General features: G+C 49.1%; 16 protein-coding genes. 5 read left to right on the plus strand and 11 right to left on the minus strand.

Features of this window, described 5'->3' with window-relative positions; translation table 11 throughout:
* Positions 1 to 82 precede the first annotated feature (82 nt).
* The 7 genes from pmtA to C8J48_RS17265 form a co-directional block, all read right to left on the minus strand.
* Entirely contained in the window at positions 83 to 961 is an 879-nt protein-coding gene (gene pmtA, locus C8J48_RS17235; RefSeq protein WP_107728515.1) for a phenol-soluble modulin export ABC transporter ATP-binding protein PmtA, read from the minus strand.
* Positions 961 to 1,338, minus strand: coding sequence for a GntR family transcriptional regulator (locus C8J48_RS17240; protein WP_107728516.1), 378 nt, complete (start codon positions 1,336 to 1,338; stop codon positions 961 to 963). Before C8J48_RS17240 ends, pmtA begins: the two co-directional genes overlap by 1 nt.
* 261 nt (positions 1,339 to 1,599) lie before the next feature.
* Positions 1,600 to 3,231 (minus strand): chaperonin GroEL, encoded by a 1,632-nt coding sequence (groL, locus tag C8J48_RS17245; protein WP_107728517.1) that lies wholly within the window; start codon positions 3,229 to 3,231, stop codon positions 1,600 to 1,602.
* Between the two features lie 53 nt (positions 3,232 to 3,284).
* Positions 3,285 to 3,566, minus strand: coding sequence for a co-chaperone GroES (gene groES, locus C8J48_RS17250; RefSeq protein WP_107728518.1), 282 nt, complete (start codon positions 3,564 to 3,566; stop codon positions 3,285 to 3,287).
* 391 nt (positions 3,567 to 3,957) lie between these two features.
* A complete protein-coding gene (gene tatC / locus C8J48_RS17255; protein ID WP_107728519.1) occupies positions 3,958 to 4,776 on the minus strand; it encodes a twin-arginine translocase subunit TatC in 819 nt (272 codons plus the stop codon).
* A gap of 224 nt (positions 4,777 to 5,000) precedes the next feature.
* Positions 5,001 to 5,681: a redox-sensing transcriptional repressor Rex gene (locus C8J48_RS17260; RefSeq protein WP_107728520.1), complete on the minus strand. Its 681-nt coding sequence runs from the start codon at positions 5,679 to 5,681 to the stop codon at positions 5,001 to 5,003.
* A 169-nt stretch (positions 5,682 to 5,850) separates the two neighbouring features.
* On the minus strand, positions 5,851 to 6,849 hold the full coding sequence (locus C8J48_RS17265; protein WP_107728521.1) for a molybdopterin-binding protein: 999 nt from the start codon (positions 6,847 to 6,849) through the stop codon (positions 5,851 to 5,853).
* A 189-nt stretch (positions 6,850 to 7,038) separates the two neighbouring features.
* On the opposite strand from C8J48_RS17265, the gene mtnN reads away from it, so the two are divergent.
* Positions 7,039 to 7,764 carry a 5'-methylthioadenosine/S-adenosylhomocysteine nucleosidase gene (mtnN, locus tag C8J48_RS17270; protein WP_107728522.1) on the plus strand — a complete coding sequence of 242 codons (726 nt, stop codon included), beginning with the start codon at positions 7,039 to 7,041 and terminating at the stop codon, positions 7,762 to 7,764.
* Positions 7,757 to 8,224 carry an S-ribosylhomocysteine lyase gene (locus tag C8J48_RS17275; RefSeq protein WP_107728523.1) on the plus strand — a complete coding sequence of 156 codons (468 nt, stop codon included), beginning with the start codon at positions 7,757 to 7,759 and terminating at the stop codon, positions 8,222 to 8,224. The genes mtnN and C8J48_RS17275 overlap by 8 nt, the downstream gene beginning before the upstream one ends.
* A gap of 298 nt (positions 8,225 to 8,522) precedes the next feature.
* On the opposite strand, the gene C8J48_RS17280 is transcribed toward C8J48_RS17275, so the two are convergent.
* Entirely contained in the window at positions 8,523 to 9,212 is a 690-nt protein-coding gene (locus tag C8J48_RS17280; RefSeq protein WP_107728524.1) for a 5-formyltetrahydrofolate cyclo-ligase, read from the minus strand.
* 143 nt (positions 9,213 to 9,355) lie between these two features.
* Between C8J48_RS17280 and C8J48_RS17285 the strand changes: the two genes are divergently transcribed.
* Complete coding sequence (locus tag C8J48_RS17285) at positions 9,356 to 11,272, plus strand: ABC-F family ATP-binding cassette domain-containing protein (protein ID WP_107728525.1); 1,917 nt, start codon at positions 9,356 to 9,358, stop codon at positions 11,270 to 11,272.
* 205 nt (positions 11,273 to 11,477) lie between these two features.
* Here C8J48_RS17285 and C8J48_RS17290 read toward each other — a convergent pair whose 3' ends face one another.
* A complete protein-coding gene (locus tag C8J48_RS17290) occupies positions 11,478 to 11,768 on the minus strand; it encodes a hypothetical protein (protein ID WP_107728526.1) in 291 nt (96 codons plus the stop codon).
* 200 nt (positions 11,769 to 11,968) lie between these two features.
* Here C8J48_RS17290 and C8J48_RS17295 point away from each other — a divergent pair, with 200 nt between their 5' ends.
* Both C8J48_RS17295 and C8J48_RS17300 read left to right on the plus strand, forming a co-directional pair.
* Positions 11,969 to 13,222 (plus strand): hypothetical protein, encoded by a 1,254-nt coding sequence (locus C8J48_RS17295; protein ID WP_107728527.1) that lies wholly within the window; start codon positions 11,969 to 11,971, stop codon positions 13,220 to 13,222.
* A 175-nt stretch (positions 13,223 to 13,397) separates the two neighbouring features.
* Positions 13,398 to 14,666: a hypothetical protein gene (locus C8J48_RS17300; protein ID WP_107728528.1), complete on the plus strand. Its 1,269-nt coding sequence runs from the start codon at positions 13,398 to 13,400 to the stop codon at positions 14,664 to 14,666.
* A 76-nt stretch (positions 14,667 to 14,742) separates the two neighbouring features.
* On the opposite strand, the gene C8J48_RS17305 is transcribed toward C8J48_RS17300, so the two are convergent.
* Positions 14,743 to 15,459: a DUF1963 domain-containing protein gene (locus C8J48_RS17305; RefSeq protein WP_107728529.1), complete on the minus strand. Its 717-nt coding sequence runs from the start codon at positions 15,457 to 15,459 to the stop codon at positions 14,743 to 14,745.
* A gap of 18 nt (positions 15,460 to 15,477) precedes the next feature.
* Positions 15,478 to 16,152, minus strand: coding sequence for a DUF2625 family protein (locus tag C8J48_RS17310; protein ID WP_107728530.1), 675 nt, complete (start codon positions 16,150 to 16,152; stop codon positions 15,478 to 15,480).
* Positions 16,153 to 16,159: the final 7 nt, after the last annotated feature.

Raw genomic sequence — 16,159 nt, forward strand, 5'->3', positions numbered from 1 at the left:
ACAGCCTTTGACAAAGCGGAAGAGATTAAATGATGAACGTGATGCACGAGGACTCCTAGCTCGATACATGACTGAAATTCTGTTATGAAGAAATTCGTTTATGCTTTTCACCTCGCACCGTAAAGACCATCAGTTGTTCCAAGTTCGTCTGTTCGATTAATACTTCCTTTCCAAAAATTTCTCTCGTTTCAACACGGTCTGCTGTTAATGCTTCAAAACCAAAATCGGTTTCCCGTATACCGATCAAATGCTTACGTGTATCAGCGTCAAGCAACTGACGGTCTCCCTTTACGATTGCAAAGCGTTCTAGGATGTCATCCTTCGTTTCTTGAAAAAGAATACGCCCATCATAAATGAATGTAATGTAATCGGCGATCTGTTCAAGGTCCGATGTAATATGACTGGAGAAAAAGATTGTTTTCTCCTCATCCTGCATAATTTCGGAAAATAAATCTAAAACTTCGCTGCGAAAAACCGGATCCAAGCCAGATGTCGGTTCGTCCATAATAATGAGGTCAGCATGGTGAGCCAATGCGATGGCTAATGAAAACTTCATTTTCATACCGGTAGAAAGCTGCTTAATCTTACGCTTAAGCGGTAAATCAAACTTGCGGACCGTTTCATAAAATAGCGCATCATCCCAGTTCTTATAAAAAGGCGAAATGATTTTTTTCATTTTGTCAATTGTAAGATGATCGTAAAAATGATTTTCAGCGTAAACGAAGCCGATGCGTTCTTTTACAAAACGCTCATTTAATTTATGATCTAATCCAAACAACTCAATACTACCTGAATCAGCATGAATGAGATTCATGATCATTTTGATCGTGCTCGTTTTACCCGCCCCGTTTGGGCCAATAAATCCTGTTACAAACCCCTTTTTAACCGAAAAAGAAATGTTGTCTAACGAAAACTGCTTATAGTTCTTCGATACATTTTTAAGTTCGATTGCATTTTCCATTATTTATCCTCCTCAAATAACATTTCCAAAATCTCTTTCAGTTCAGCAAGGCTCAAATCTGCCCGTTTACTTTCTTCAACGACTTGTGCCAGCTGCTCTTCAATCAGGTTTAACCGCTTTTCGCGAAGAAGTTCGGTATTTTGACTGGCTACAAACGACCCCTTCCCGACGAACGAAGTGATGAAGCCTTCATTTTCTAATTCAACATAGGCACGTTTCGTCGTAATTAAACTGATGCGTAAATCTTTAGCGAGTTTGCGCATTGACGGTAGAGCGTCCCCTTCCTTCAATTCATCATTTAAGATTTTTTCTTTAATTTGAGTCTTAATCTGCTCATAAATCGGTTCTTTTGACTGGTTAGAAATTAATATTCTCATAGACATCCTCATTCCAATGGGATCTTTGGGTATATTGTATATATGTTAAATATACATTATGCACTTTTATGTGTCAACAAAAAAGAAAAATACACTGGATCACAGTGTACTTACATGTATCGGTCGACAATCGTTTGTTGACAAAAGGTGAAATCGGATCTAGTGTGCTAGCGAAAAAAGAGGCTTTCCATAAGTGTGTACCACTCATGGAAAGCCTCTCATTTTTCGTTCGTTCTATTTTAGGGTAAATGGGGGCAGTCCTTACATCATGCCGCCCATACCGCCCATACCGCCCATGTCGGCGCCGGGAGCAGCTGCTTCTTCTTCCGGTTGGTCGGCAACCACTGCTTCCGTGGTCAGCACCATCGCGGCTACGGAAGCGGCGTTTTGCAGAGCAGAGCGGGTCACTTTGGCCGGGTCGACGATACCAGCTTTGATCATGTTGACCCATTCGCCGGTAGCGGCGTTAAAGCCGATGCCCACATCTTCCTTCTTGGCCCGTTCCACGATGACGGAACCTTCGAGACCAGCGTTGAAGGCGATCTGACGCAGAGGCTCTTCCAGCGCGCGCAGCACGATTTTTACACCGGTCAACTCATCGCCGCTAGCGTCCACTTTCTCTACTGCATGCAGGACATTGACCAGGGCGGTACCACCACCGGAGACCATTCCTTCTTCCACACCAGCACGGGTGGAGTTGAGGGCGTCTTCGATGCGCAGTTTGCGCTCTTTCAATTCGGTTTCGGTTGCGGCACCCACTTTGATGACGGCTACACCGCCAGCCAATTTGGCCAGACGCTCTTGCAGTTTTTCTTTATCAAATTCGGAAGTGGTATCTTCCAGCTGTTGCCGGATCTGTTTTACACGGCTGTCGATTCCAGCGCGATCACCGGCACCATCGACGACAATGGTATCCTCTTTGGTCACGCGGATTTGACGAGCGCGGCCGAGAGCGCTGAAGTCAGCGGTTTTCAGATCCAGTCCGAGATCTTCGGTGATCACTTGGCCACCGGTCAGGATGGCGATATCCTCCAGCATCGCTTTACGGCGATCGCCGAATCCAGGTGCTTTCACCGCAACAGCATTGAAGGTTCCACGCAGCTTGTTAACCACGAGGGTTGCCAGGGCTTCCCCTTCCAAGTCTTCAGCGATGATCAGGAGAGGCTTGCCTTGTTGCACGACTTTCTCCAGCAACGGCAGGATTTCTTGCACGTTGGTGATTTTCTTATCGGTGATCAGGACATACGGATCATCCAGCACCGCTTCCATTTTGTCGTTGTCCGTCACCATATAAGGGGAGATATAACCGCGGTCGAACTGCATTCCTTCGACCACTTCCAGTTCGGTTATAAACCCTTTGGATTCTTCCACCGTGATCACGCCGTCGTTGCCCACTTTTTCCATGGCTTCGGCAATCAGTTCGCCCACTTCGGTTTCGTTGGCGGAAATGGAAGCCACTTGCGCGATCGATTCGCGGCTTTCAACTGGTTTGGCAATGGTTTTAATCTCTTCCACTGCAGCGTTAACAGCTTTCTCAATCCCGCGGCGGATTACCATCGGGTTGGCACCGGCGGCCACGTTTTTCAGCCCTTCACGGATCATCGCTTGTGCCAAAACCGTTGCAGTGGTGGTTCCGTCACCAGCCACATCGTTGGTTTTGGTAGCCACTTCTTTCACCAGTTGGGCACCCATGTTTTCAAACTTGTCTTCCAGCTCGATATCTTTAGCAATCGTCACCCCGTCGTTGGTGATCAGCGGAGAACCGAATTTTTTCTCCAACACGACGTTACGCCCTTTGGGACCTAGGGTCACTTTTACAGCATTGGCCAAAGCGTCCACACCGTTCAGCATCGAGCGGCGGGCATCTTCACCAAACTTGATTTCTTTCGCCATTCTCGCTTCACCCTCCTATGTAGGGATTTCTATTGGTAAGAGGTTGTTCCGAATCAGTCGACGACGGCCAGGATGTCACTCTCCCGCAGGATGAGGTATTCCTTATCGCCCACTTTTACTTCCGTACCCGCGTATTTGGAGAAAATGACGCGGTCGCCCTCCTTCACTTCCAGTGCCACTTTTTGACCATTTTCAAAACGGCCGGTACCAACAGCGACGATTTTCCCCTCCTGGGGCTTCTCCTTAGCCGTTTCCGGCAGCACGATGCCGCTAGCGGTTTTCTCTTCTTGCTCGATCGCTTCTAGAACCACACGATCTCCCAACGGTTTGATCACGACAAAACACCCTCCTTCTTGAGGTGGACATTTTCGGCTTGTTAGCACTCGCATCAACCGAGTGCTAACACCATAAACAATGATATATTCCTCAGTTTGATTTTGCAAGCCCTTCCGGCGAAAAAATTGCCCCCGCTGTACTGGAAAAAGAAACAAACCCGGTTAGATCGGGTTTGAACAGAGAACGCGAGAATCCCGATACCGATCCACACCGGTAAATCACGTGCTCCATCAGAAAAGGTTAAGCTACCCTGTAAGACAATCGGGAGTAGAGTTCCGTCTTTATTCCCTGACTCACACGCACAAGTTTGACCCTCGGTTGCGATGCTCCTGGGTACCTGGCAGAGGCCATGCGATTAAACAACCGATCGCATGAAGCCTTTTAGCTGGATTAATCTTTTGGCTGCTCCCCCCACCAGTCGGCCTCCGAGCCGGGGGTGGCTTCTCTCTCCTGCCACGACGCCTCGTATGCTTCCTCTTCCGCTTTCATCTTGCGATAGATGCGCATGGAAAAGAAGATGCTTACCTCATACAGACCGATTAGGGGAAGTGCGACCAGGATATTAGAAATAAAGTCCGGCGGGGTGATAAAAGCCGCCAGCACCACCATCGCCAGATAGGCGAACTTGCGCCCTTTTTTCAATATTTCCGGGTTTAGAATCCGGATTCGCGTCAAAAAGAGAATGATCACCGGCAGTTCAAACAAAAGGCCGATTGGAATCACAATCCGAAACATAAAGCGAAAAAATTCGTACATTCCGTAGGTTTCCGTCGCCCCCAAAGAAGCCGTTAACAGGGATAAAAAGCCGATTATAAACGGCAAAATCAAAAAATAGCCAAACAGAAGTCCTAGGATGAGCAAGACGACGGATAAGGGAATATAACGCAATGTCGCTCGCTGCTCCTGTTTCGTCAGACCCGGCTGAACAAACCGCCACGCCTGATACAAAGCCACCGGCGAGGTTAGAACCAGACTGACGACAAAGGCAAAATTCATAAAGATGCTCAAGGATTCCGCTGGAGAAAAGATATGCAGCTCAAGATTACGTCCCAGGGGACCACTTAATATATCCGTCGTAATCCAATCGATAATCGGTTTGGCACACACAAATCCCACAATCAAAAACAAGACGAAAAACATCAACACGATGATGATTCGCTTCCGCATTTCACCTAGATGTTCCGTCCAACGCTGTTCTCGATCCGTCATCACTTCCGGGCTGGTGTAGCCGCCTCTGTTTCGTTGCTATAAGCGTAAAGTCGCTTCATCGACCACACCAACCCTCCCTCACTCTCACGGAAAAATTAAATATCGGACCCACTTCACTCTCTATCTCGATCAAACCAATCTCATAGATAGCCGCCAGACTGGTGTAATGTCTCAAACCCTTTGGAAGCAAAGGGGCTTATCCAATGATTGGTGAAATCGCTACACTACCTTTCGTGATCCCGTTCTCCAACCTCCAGCACCGGAAGATCTTCGTCGATAGGGAAGTTTTTCAGGAAGTAGATCAAAGTTTGCAGTTCAATTGTCAAATCGATGTTGTGCATACGCACATGAGGGGGCACGGTCAGTCGGACGGGGGTAAAATTCATGATCCCGCGAATGCCAGCATCCACAATCATATCTACCGTCGCCTGGGCCACGGTAGCAGGAACCGTCAGGATCGCCACCTCCACTTGGTGCAACTCAACCACTTCCTGAAAGCGTTCCATCGAAAAGACCGGAATCCCGTCCACCTCTTTGCCCACTTTTGAGATATCCGCATCAAAACCGGCTACGATTTTCGTGTTATGGCTGCGGTAAAAATTGTAGCCCAGCAAAGCGGTTCCCAAATGCCCCACACCAACCAGAACGACATTGGTCACCTCATCCTGATGAAGGAAATCGCGTAAAAATTGCAATAGGTAGTTGACATTATATCCGTAACCCTTTTTGCCCAGCTCACCCAGATAGGAAAGATCGCGACGGATGGTAGCTGGATCAATCTGCAATGCATCGCTCAGTTGAGAGGACGAAATACGCTTTTTCCCGATTGCGTGCAATTTCTCCAGATATCGATAATAGAGGGGCAACCGCTTGGCAGTCACCTGCGGTATTTTTCCTTCAGACATACAGCATCACCCCCGTTTGGCCGTTTATATTTATCACCCTCGTTTAGGTGTTTCTATCCTTTTTTTCCAAGTGGAGTGTCAAATTCAATCCGGTAAACACCTCGTGTCGTCTCTCCTGTCAGTGCCGACGCTTTTCAACAGTTTATCAACAATTCCTTGCCTCGATACCTCAACAGGAATGAAGGCCACCGTAGCCCAACTGCACGATATCATGGCGAGTAATGCGTTTCCCTACCAATATCCGCGGCAAAAACACATCAAATGACGTGTATTCATCATGAATGACGCAACCCGGCAAACCGAGTATCGGCGTTTGCTGATAATAAGCCACCATCAACATCGACCCTGGCAGCATCGGCGTTCCATAGCTGATAACATCCGCCCCCAGTGCTTTGATTGCCCCTGGTGTGCGATCATCGGGATCGACGGACATACCGCCGGTAACGCAAACCAAGTCCGCACCCTGTTCAACAAATGCCCGCACTTGCTCAATGATACGATCCTTTTCGTCACTGGCCAAGGTTTGACCCATGATAACGGAGCCAAAGCGTTCCACTTTTTCCTGCACCACCGGGCCAAAGCGATCCTGAATACGACCGTGGTACACCTCACTGCCGGTGATCACCACCCCGACTTTGCGCTGCGGAAACGGGACAACCTCCAGCACAGGCAATGTTGCATCGGCTAGTGCGGCTGCTTCCACCTGTCTCAGTCGCTCTTCCGGATAGAGAAGCGGGATCACGCGTGTTGCAGCCACGATGTCTTCCTTTTTAACGGGGATATCCGTTTTTCGAGTGGATAACACCGCCTGTTCCACCTGATTAATCCCATGGACACGGTTTGCATCCACCTGTAATAATCCATCTCGTTCCGCCACCAGGTTAACTTTCCCTTCCCGGGGCTGGGTCAAGGTCAATCCCGTTCCACATACCGCCGTAGCGATGCGAAGAGCAGCATCGTTCTCGTGCCACTCTCCTTCCGCAATCTCCAGTACATATAAGTGCTCCTTGCCGATGGACAACAAGGCTTCCCGATCCTCTTCACGAACCACATGCCCTTTTCGAAACAAGGGACCTTTATATTTTCCGGGGAGCACCTGGGTCAAGTCATGGGCCAATACGAGCCCCACCGCTTCGGAGACATGAACCTCCCGCAACTTGCTCTTCATTTTTTAACTCCCCCTCGATTTCCCAATGCTACTCTCTTTATTGTAACAAGCGGGGCTGGGCATGTGTAGATTTTCACATTTCTTTAACTGTTTCATCCCGCTTAGCAGTATCTCAATTGATTTTTATTGCTGAAGAATGCAATTGTAGTATGCTAATATTGAACTCATCGAACTAGAAGGAGTCACAACATGAAAATCGGAATTATCGGCGCTATGACGGAAGAAGTCTCCCTCTTGCGGGAACGGATGAACCGCGCAGACATCGAGACGATCGCCGGTTCAACCTGTCACACCGGAACCATCGACGGCATCGATGTCGTTATTTTGCAATCCGGCATCGGCAAGGTAAATGCGGCCATCGGCACCACCTTGATGATTCAAAACCAACAACCGGACTATATCATCAACAGCGGTTGCGCCGGTGGTTTTCACCCCGATTTGGCCGTGGGTGACATTGTGATCTCAACGGAAATTCGCCACCACGATGTGGATGCCACCATTTTTGGCTATGAGTATGGACAAGTACCCCAGATGCCCGCTTTTTACCAAGCGGACCCCGTGTTGGTGACGATGGCGGCAAAAGCTGCACAAACCCACCTCGATCTACGGGTTCACCAGGGATTGATCGCTTCCGGGGATTCATTTATGAGTGACGATAATCGTGTCGCCTTGATTAAATCCAAGTACCCACACTTGTACGCCGCAGAGATGGAGGCTGCCGCCATCGCTCAGGTTTGCCACCAGTTTCGCATTCCTTTTGTTGTTATCCGCTCCATCTCCGATATCGCCGGCCAAGATGCCAAGTTATCCTATGAACAATTTATGGAACTGGCGGCGGAACGATCAGCACAAATCGCCCTATCGATGCTGGCACAATTGGGACAACATAGCAGAGGAGTGAAGGTCCATGCCTAAAAAAATGAACGTGGAAAGTTTTGAACTGGATCACACCAAAGTAGCAGCCCCCTACGTTCGCCTGGCGGGCACCAAAAAAGGGCTTAACGGGGATGAAATTCATAAATACGATATCCGTTTCTGCCAACCCAACCAAGAACATATGGAGATGGCGGGACTCCATTCGCTGGAACACCTGATGGCGGAAAATATCCGTAACCACCTGGACAACGTGGTCGACTTAAGTCCCATGGGTTGCCAAACCGGCTTTTATCTCTCGGTGATCAACCATAACGATTGCGATGAAATCCTGGATGTGCTGGCCAAAACCTTAAACGATGTGCTGGCAGCGGATGAAGTGCCCGCCTGTAATGTAGTCCAATGCGGTTGGGCTGCCAACCACAGCCTTGAAGGAGCACAAGCAATCGCTCGCCGTATGTTGGCGGGCAAGGATGAGTGGAAGCAGGTGTTTGCGGAGTGAGGGGATTTTGGTGAAAGCGTGGAAGCGGACTCGCGAACGAGCAAAGCGGGACATAGATGCGATGTAAATGGAAGAGGAAGAGCGGGCAAGCGGGGAGACACTCGCTTGCCCGATTTTTTTGAAACCGTAAACTCAACTCAGAAAAGGGATGCAGTCATTTCCAAAATTTTGATTTATATCGCAAACTACACCGACCAATGTCGCATTCTTCACGAAGGTACGTTCCATGCCCCTATATTTCGTTCTCCGATTTGATCCTTTCTGGTGTCTGGAGATAATCTGTTGCATTCATTAGTGCTCACCCCACCCATCCCTCCTCCGTCATCACTCCTGCCATCGGCACATCATGAGCCTCAGGAAATACCGTCGGCACGATTTGGAAGGCGTAGGCGACACCGAGGGCGACCGTATTCTTTCCTTCGTCTGCAAAAAAACGGTCAAAATAGCCCCCGCCGTACCCTAAGCGATAGCCGCGCCGGTCAAAGGCGACACCAGGGACTAAGGCTAGATCCACTTCTGCCGCCTTTACCTCGGTATGCGGCAGTCCGGCAGGTTCCATGATGCCGAAAGCACCAAGTGACAACTCGTCCCACCCTTGGACACGGTACAGGTGCAGGGTGCGCTCCTCCTTTAAGGCGCGGGGAAGGATCACCCCTTTTTCCTCCTGCCACGCCCACTCCATCAACAGACGCAGATCCACTTCATTGCGATGAGGCATCGTATACAGCACCCGCTTTGCCTCACGGTATAACGGATGCCGATGGAGATGTCGACAGATTTCAAGGGAATGCTTACGCACAACAGCCGCGTCCAACGCTTCCCGCCGCCGCAGCCACTGTCGGCGCAGCTCTTGTTTGGTAGATGGGTCCATCATCGCATGGGTCCACTTCCTGGACCGCTCCCTCCTTTTTGCTGCTGTTATCCAATCACAGCCCCATTTTTCGATGGTGGCGATGTCATCAGTCTCGATCCGTTTTTTGTCGATCAAGGAATTATCTACTCCCACCACTGACACAATTCGATTATAACGCTCATGTTCTTTCCACGTATTATAGCACTCACATCCGAAAGCCTTTCCCCTTTTCCCTGTGATCGGCTACAATGGAAACGGTGGAACATGGAAGGGTGAAAATGGTGAGTATCCTGCAAGTGCAAAAGATCCACAAATCCTTTGGAGGCACCGTCGTCCTTGACGGAGTTAACCTCCAGGTAGAGGATAGAGAGCGGGTGGGTCTAATCGGACCCAACGGCGCCGGGAAATCGACGCTGCTAAAAATCATCACCGGCCGCCTTCCCGCTGATGAAGGCGAAATCGCCGTACCCAAAAGTGCCCGGATCGGTTATTTAGCCCAGGAGTTTGAAACCGATTCCGCCGGTGTAATTTGGGACGAAGTGATGCGGGCATTTGCCTCCTTACGGGAGCAGGAGAAGAAGCTGCGGGAGATGGAAGCCCGTATGGGGGACGAGACGGTCCTAGCGGATGAAAGCCAGTATGAGTCGCTATTGGCCCAATATGCCCGCCTACAGGAATCCTTTGAACGAGATGGCGGCTATGACTACGAAGCGCGGGCAAAGGGAGCGCTAAACGGCCTTGGGTTAGGTACACTCGATTGGAATTCGACTCCAGTTCAATCCCTCAGCGGTGGGCAGAAGACGCGGCTTGCCTTGGCGCGGTTGCTGTTGGAACAACCCGATCTGATCATTTTAGATGAGCCGACCAACTATCTGGATATGGATGCCCTCTCCTGGTTGGAACATACATTGGAATCGTATCCTCACGCAGTGTTGGTCGTCTCCCACGATCGCTATTTTCTCGATCGCATCGTCACCGTCATCTATGAGGTGGAACGGACACGGGTTACCCGCTACCCCGGAAACTATACCGATTACATCCGACAGCGGGAAGAGCGGCTGGCACAGTGGGCAAAGGAATATGAACAACAGCAAACGGAAATCAAACGGATGGAGGATTTTGTCCAGCGCAATCTAGCACGAGCCTCCACTACCAAACGGGCTCAGAGCAGGCGTAAGGCGTTAGAACGGATGGATAAACTGGAAAAACCACCAGGTGAACGAAACCGCGCCGCCATCCGTTTTGAAACCCGCACCCGCACCGGCAAAGAGGTGCTGACCACCGACGATCTAACCGCCGGTTATCCAGGGTCACCCCCTCTGATCCGTTCCTGCGATCTCCAGTTGGAACGGGGAGATCGGGTAGCTCTCGTCGGTCCCAACGGCGCCGGAAAATCGACGTTGTTAAAAACACTGGCAGGCAAATTGAAGCCGTTGGCGGGCACCATCCGTTGGGGCAGCGGTGTAGAGCTGGATGATTACGATCAGGAACAAGAAGAGCTGAACGGAGAAGCGACAGTATTGGATGAAGTGTGGAATGCACACCCGCGTTTAAACCAGACGGAAATTCGTTCCTATCTAGGGCAATTTTTGTTTAACGGTGACGCCGTCTTTAAACAAGTTAAGGACCTAAGCGGAGGGGAAAAAGCGCGTCTCTCTTTGGTAAAACGCCTGCTGAACCAAGCCAATATGCTGTTGATGGATGAACCGACCAACCACTTGGACATGGACAGCAAAGAACGGCTCGAGGAAGCCTTGGAGGGGTTTGCGGGCACGTTGCTGTTTGTCTCCCACGATCGTTATCTGATCAAACGCCTGGCCAACCGCGTCTGGGAAGTGCGAAACGGCGATGTACTTGTTTATGAGGGCAACTATGATGCATTCCGGGAACAAGTGCGGCAGCGGGAGCAAGCACAGACAGAGCAAATCGCTTCTCCAACCGCTCCTTCTCACCATGAATCCCTCCGCCAACAACGCCAACGCGAGCGAGAGACCCGTCGCCTTCAGCAGGAGGCGGAGGCGCTAGAACAGGAAATCGAAGCTTTAGAAGAGGAGATTGCCTGGATTGAAGCGGAGCTGTGCAAACCGGAGGTTTACCAAGACCCCAACAAAAACCTTCCCCTGCAAGAGCGATTAATGGAACGACAACAAACCTTATCCGCCAAAACGGAACGTTGGGCGGAAATCGCCGAGTAACGCGACAATTGTTAATCCATCTTTGATGACACCTTTTTTGCTAAGCGAGACCCAGGACCGAAGTAACTAAGGTAAGACCTGTGCTCAATCGAAGACATCCCACCCGTTTAACCGTTCCATAGTAGGTTTTTCGGTATATCAACGCTCCGTGCTTTGTCAGCACGGAGCCTTTTTTAATCACAGAAAAGATCGCAATTCATATTCTTCAATCCATCGGCAAAATATACTCCGTTCCACATCTCTTCGTCGGTTCACGTAATTCATCATAGTTGAAGTCATGAGGCTCTGAGGTTACATACATCGTCACGTTTTTCCAACCGATCAACCTTTCACGGGTATAATCGAATTTCACCTGATAAAATTCGCATGCATCAACTTTCTCTCGAAATGCCGGGTATGAAATCTCTTGATAAAAAACCAACCGATAAGCGAAAATCGCAGCAACAACGAAACATACCAATGCAACACCCGGTATCCAAAAAAGGCGTTTGTACATCATCGTTCTCCCATCTAGGAAAATTAGGCAAAAAAGAGCAACAACTCCCTTTACATCCCTTCTCCTATTCCTTAATCTTAATAACCTTGCTAAACTTAACTTTATCCTAGATTGAGGAAATCAGGAATTCGAAAACTAACAATGGGGAGAGCTGTCTATCGGTTTCTCTCCAATCAGGGATCATCACAGGAGGAACACAGATGAAGTTGCCAACGTTTTTATTTATGCGTATTGGAAGTGTCGCTGTTCTCGCTGTTCTTATGATACTGGCTGGCTGCTCGTTACCCGATTTAGGAACGTCAAGTTCCGAATCCGTCAATCAATCGGACTCCAACTCTGACAGTGATTCATCACAGCCACCAGAACAAATCACAGGTGTCCTCTTAAAACAACAGGAAGGGAAGGGCAATCCCCAACGATATGGCTCTGTTTCAGTGTATGACGCATGCACGGTGCTTCCACTGAAGGCATTAACCGATCTCGGGCTGGAGCATGGTGACCAAACTGATTTTAAAGCCCGATCGGCCGTTCGTTCCATTCATCTGGCGGAATCTGTCCCTGCCGCCGTTACAGGGGTAGGGGTGTTAGATGGTGTGAGCAAGTGTACTTATTCAATTGAAGGAGAACATATTTCTCTCGATATCTATCAACCGCCGTTTAATGCAGAGAATGTACTGCAGAGACAGCTGGAGGTCCCAACCAATCAAGGTGGCCAGTTCCGCACGGAACAAGGGGTGCCGTTAGCGGTATGGCAAGGGCCATCTGGGTGGTATTTTGTAATCGATAAACAAGATGTGGTCGTGCAAGGATATTTGCCGCTAGAGAAGCCGAATTACGGCAATTACAATCTGGAACAGTTGACAGAAGAGATTGCAAAACAAGTGATCGCAAACCTCAACCAGGGACCGACAGCACCTGCTCAATATCAATACGACTCCCCTTATCAGGGTATCCCCGCTCCCTGTAAAGTTGTATCTGCAGAAGCTTTTGAGCAATCATTTGGAGAGCCCGCCAGCGGACAAATTGAGGCAACATACTATGCCGGCGAGTTTCAAACAACAAATTTTGGTATAACCTCAGTCCCCAACATCACAACGGAATGCAACCGTTCCAACCTGGTCCCCTCCGGCAATTCCAATCGTGCCTATCGGTCCGTCGATGTCAAATTCTCACACTATCGCGACGAAAAATGGGCCAAGTCCGATTTCAAAATCTGTAACCCGGACGCTCCCAACTCCGATCTTCATCAGGCAAAGGTACTGGATATCGAGATCGGTGACAGCCCCGTCTGTTTGACGAAGAGCAACGAGACTCACAATCTATTCAATTTCCGTGTCGGCAAGACGATTGTCCAGATGGAGACATGGCGAGAAGATCCCGATAACTCCGATCCGCAAAAACTGGCACAGAAGCTGGAGCCGATGGCGAAAGCAATCGCCGAAAACCTAAAGTAATGAACTAGTATATTTTAATAATTAATAAAATAATTGCTAACGGTAAAAAAACAATGATAAAATCGCCTTAATTCAACAAGGAAGTGGAATCCTCAATCGTACGAGCTTAAGATTAGAAACCAATGGCATCAATTCGAACCACAAAACTAACCGATGAAAAGGAAGTGTCCTTATCATGAAATTCCTGAGCAAATTTCAACGGAGAGCATTTCCCACCAAATCAAAAAAGATCGCAATCATCCGTCTGGGAGCAGTTGCGTCTCTTTCGGTCGTCATGGTTTTATCCGGCTGCTCGTTGCCCGACTTCAACTCAAAAAACCCAGATGCTTCAGAGGAAAAAGAAGCATCCGGGCAGAGTGAAACCATTGCGGGCCCCCTTCTCAAGCAGCAAGCAGGAGAAGGTGATGCCAACAGCTACGGTTCAGTTCAAGTGTTTGACGGCTGCTCTGTCATACCGATCAAAACGTTAACCGATCTTGGCCTAAACTACACCGAACAGTCGACAGTCACAGCCGCCTACCTTGCCGAAAGTGTTCCTCCCGATCGAGCGATTGAACGAGCGACCCCCTTCGATGGTGTCGGCAAGTGTATATATAATTTTGGAGAAGATCTGGTCGCAGTAGATGTTCTTCAGCCACCATTTAACGAAGAAAGAGAATTGGAAAGTAGAATGGGAAGACCAGAACGGCAAGGCGCTGAGCTTCGCACGGAGCAGGGGATGCAAGTAGCCGTGTGGCAGGATGAGGAGGAACCGGTGAAATGGCAATTTATCATCGGGAAGCAAGATCTCGTCATAGATGGCTATACAAAACTTGAACAGTCAAAGTACGGCAAACGCACGCCGGAACAGGTAGCTAACGCAATCGCAAAACAGGCCATGGCAAACATCTCCAAAGAACCAATCGCACCGATTCAGCATCAATACGACGCGCCCTACGACGATGTACCTGATCCATGTGAAGTCGTATCTGCGGAAGCCTTTCAACAATCATATGGGGAGCCTGCAAGCGGTTATGTAGAGGCCACCTACTATGCTGGTGATGCGGAGTTTAAGCCTGACAAAGGTCCCATGATCTCCCGTACGGAAACTTCGTGCCGTCGCTCCAATCTAGTTCCTTCCGGTTCGATAGGCGACGGCTATCAATCTGTAAAGGTTGATTTCACCATCTACCGTGAAGATGAGTGGGGAAAATACGGTGACTGGCCCTGTGATCCAAAGGGGTCAGCAAGCTCTCTGACACAACCGATCGCCTTGGATATGAAAGTCGGTGACGGCGCGGTATGCTTAACCAGCACTGGAACCGGCAACAAATCCCTCAATTTCCGCGTCGGCAAGACAGCGGTTGAGATGACGAATTGGCAGACTCAAGACGCCGCCGACCCGCAACAACTAGCACAGAAGCTGGAGCCTCTGGCCCAATCGATTGCCGAGAACCTAAAATAAAAGACATCGATTATTTAGTAGGATCAAACCGCACCTGATATCAGGTGCGGTTTGATTGTTTAGGGGAGAATTTACACTAGTAATAATCGACAATTAATTCCCCTTTTGGCTCTACCGCATCGGGATTGATAAACAAATATCCGATCCCATTTTCAATCCCACGCAAGAGATAGCGTAATATATTGTTTTCATCCGTTGCATTGACAATTTCTTCACTTTGTACAAAGTCATCAGGCCCCGTTAGATATTGACCGGCGAAAAAGTAACCCTGTGGGTGGGAATGAACACGGTGAATCCAGGAAGGAAACCCGCCCAACTTGGTTCGATGAACGATCTGTCTGTTTAAGGCTTGTTCATTTTCCGCCCATGCCTTCCTATCGTAGCACTTCCATTTCTCCTCATCCGGCAAGGGTTCTTCATATTGAACCCACTCGACCACCCGTGCTTCCGCCAGCATCAAAGATTCGTCAAATGAAGGCGGTGCCGCCGTTAAGCCGGCTACCAAATCGTCTCGATCCACAATCACGACTGCATTTGCTCCCGCTTCACGATCAAAGGTACTACAATCGTCTTGACAAGAAAACAAAAATAAAACTCGTCCCTCTTTTCCCAATGAAAACCGCTGTGGATGGGAAGAAAACTGGGCCAAAAACGTCAGCGGTTCCCCACATTCCCCACAGAGCGGCCAACGTTCCGGTGGCAATCCCCATGGGAGTCCGCCAAACTTGTCCTCTAAGGACGTCTGTTTCGGTACGTAATCACCCAGTGTCACTTTGGGGGTATAGCAAAACATCCTTTTTCCCTCTCCCTTTCACTTGATATTAAACTCTTTTCGCCAATGAAGCTGAAGCTTCCACAATTCTGCGATTGGGACCGCTTTTCTGGACACCGATTCAATATTTTTCCCTTCACGCGTCCATAAAAACGGGTAAAAAGAATAGCCTTGATCCCCGTGCAGCGATTGCACATCTTGTTCCCAGCCCGTCCAGTAAAAAGGCTGATAAAACTTTTTGATATCTCCAGTCATCGCCCAATCGATAAACTGCGGATAAGTCAGATCCAACGCTTCCCACTCAAGTGTATCCGGCGCCAAATAAACGATTTTCCCCACTGTTCCTGAAACGCCACCGCCATTTAAGGCAAAAAAGCCACCCAAAACATCATCGGCCACAAGCAACAGTCCCGGCCAGCGATTCTGCTTTTGCTCCGGATCAATCACATTCCATGTTTGCACATCCCGCTGCATACGATCATGCCCGGACCCCAGTATGCGTAACCACCCGTGATCAATGATGATTCCACCGGTATGATAGGCAATATGGCCCAAAATGGAATGGGTCGTCACCTGGAGATAGTGGAGTACCGGTTTATTGGCATCCGTATTTTCAGGCAAAAACTGAACCGTACGCTCACTCTCCTCTTTCCACTGCTGTAACAACTGTTTGGTATCACTTGAGTCAACGATCAATTCCGATAGTGGTTTCATCGATTTC

The organism is Desmospora activa DSM 45169, from assembly GCF_003046315.1.
GTDB classification, from domain to species: domain Bacteria; phylum Bacillota; class Bacilli; order Thermoactinomycetales; family DSM-45169; genus Desmospora; species Desmospora activa.

What these genes read in the sequence shown, in the direction of transcription:
- pmtA (WP_107728515.1), bottom strand. Translation starts at nt 961, where the DNA reads ATGGAAAATGCAATCGAACTTAAAAATGTATCGAAGAACTATAAGCAG.
- C8J48_RS17240 (WP_107728516.1), bottom strand. Translation starts at nt 1,338, where the DNA reads ATGAGAATATTAATTTCTAACCAGTCAAAAGAACCGATTTATGAGCAG.
- groL (WP_107728517.1), bottom strand. Translation starts at nt 3,231, where the DNA reads ATGGCGAAAGAAATCAAGTTTGGTGAAGATGCCCGCCGCTCGATGCTG.
- tatC (WP_107728519.1), bottom strand. Translation starts at nt 4,776, where the DNA reads ATGACGGATCGAGAACAGCGTTGGACGGAACATCTAGGTGAAATGCGG.
- C8J48_RS17260 (WP_107728520.1), bottom strand. Translation starts at nt 5,681, where the DNA reads ATGTCTGAAGGAAAAATACCGCAGGTGACTGCCAAGCGGTTGCCCCTC.
- C8J48_RS17265 (WP_107728521.1), bottom strand. Translation starts at nt 6,849, where the DNA reads ATGAAGAGCAAGTTGCGGGAGGTTCATGTCTCCGAAGCGGTGGGGCTC.
- mtnN (WP_107728522.1), top strand. Translation starts at nt 7,039, where the DNA reads ATGAAAATCGGAATTATCGGCGCTATGACGGAAGAAGTCTCCCTCTTG.
- C8J48_RS17275 (WP_107728523.1), top strand. Translation starts at nt 7,757, where the DNA reads ATGCCTAAAAAAATGAACGTGGAAAGTTTTGAACTGGATCACACCAAA.
- C8J48_RS17285 (WP_107728525.1), top strand. Translation starts at nt 9,356, where the DNA reads ATGGTGAGTATCCTGCAAGTGCAAAAGATCCACAAATCCTTTGGAGGC.
- C8J48_RS17290 (WP_107728526.1), bottom strand. Translation starts at nt 11,768, where the DNA reads ATGTACAAACGCCTTTTTTGGATACCGGGTGTTGCATTGGTATGTTTC.
- C8J48_RS17295 (WP_107728527.1), top strand. Translation starts at nt 11,969, where the DNA reads ATGAAGTTGCCAACGTTTTTATTTATGCGTATTGGAAGTGTCGCTGTT.
- C8J48_RS17300 (WP_107728528.1), top strand. Translation starts at nt 13,398, where the DNA reads ATGAAATTCCTGAGCAAATTTCAACGGAGAGCATTTCCCACCAAATCA.
- C8J48_RS17305 (WP_107728529.1), bottom strand. Translation starts at nt 15,459, where the DNA reads ATGTTTTGCTATACCCCCAAAGTGACACTGGGTGATTACGTACCGAAA.
- C8J48_RS17310 (WP_107728530.1), bottom strand. Translation starts at nt 16,152, where the DNA reads ATGAAACCACTATCGGAATTGATCGTTGACTCAAGTGATACCAAACAG.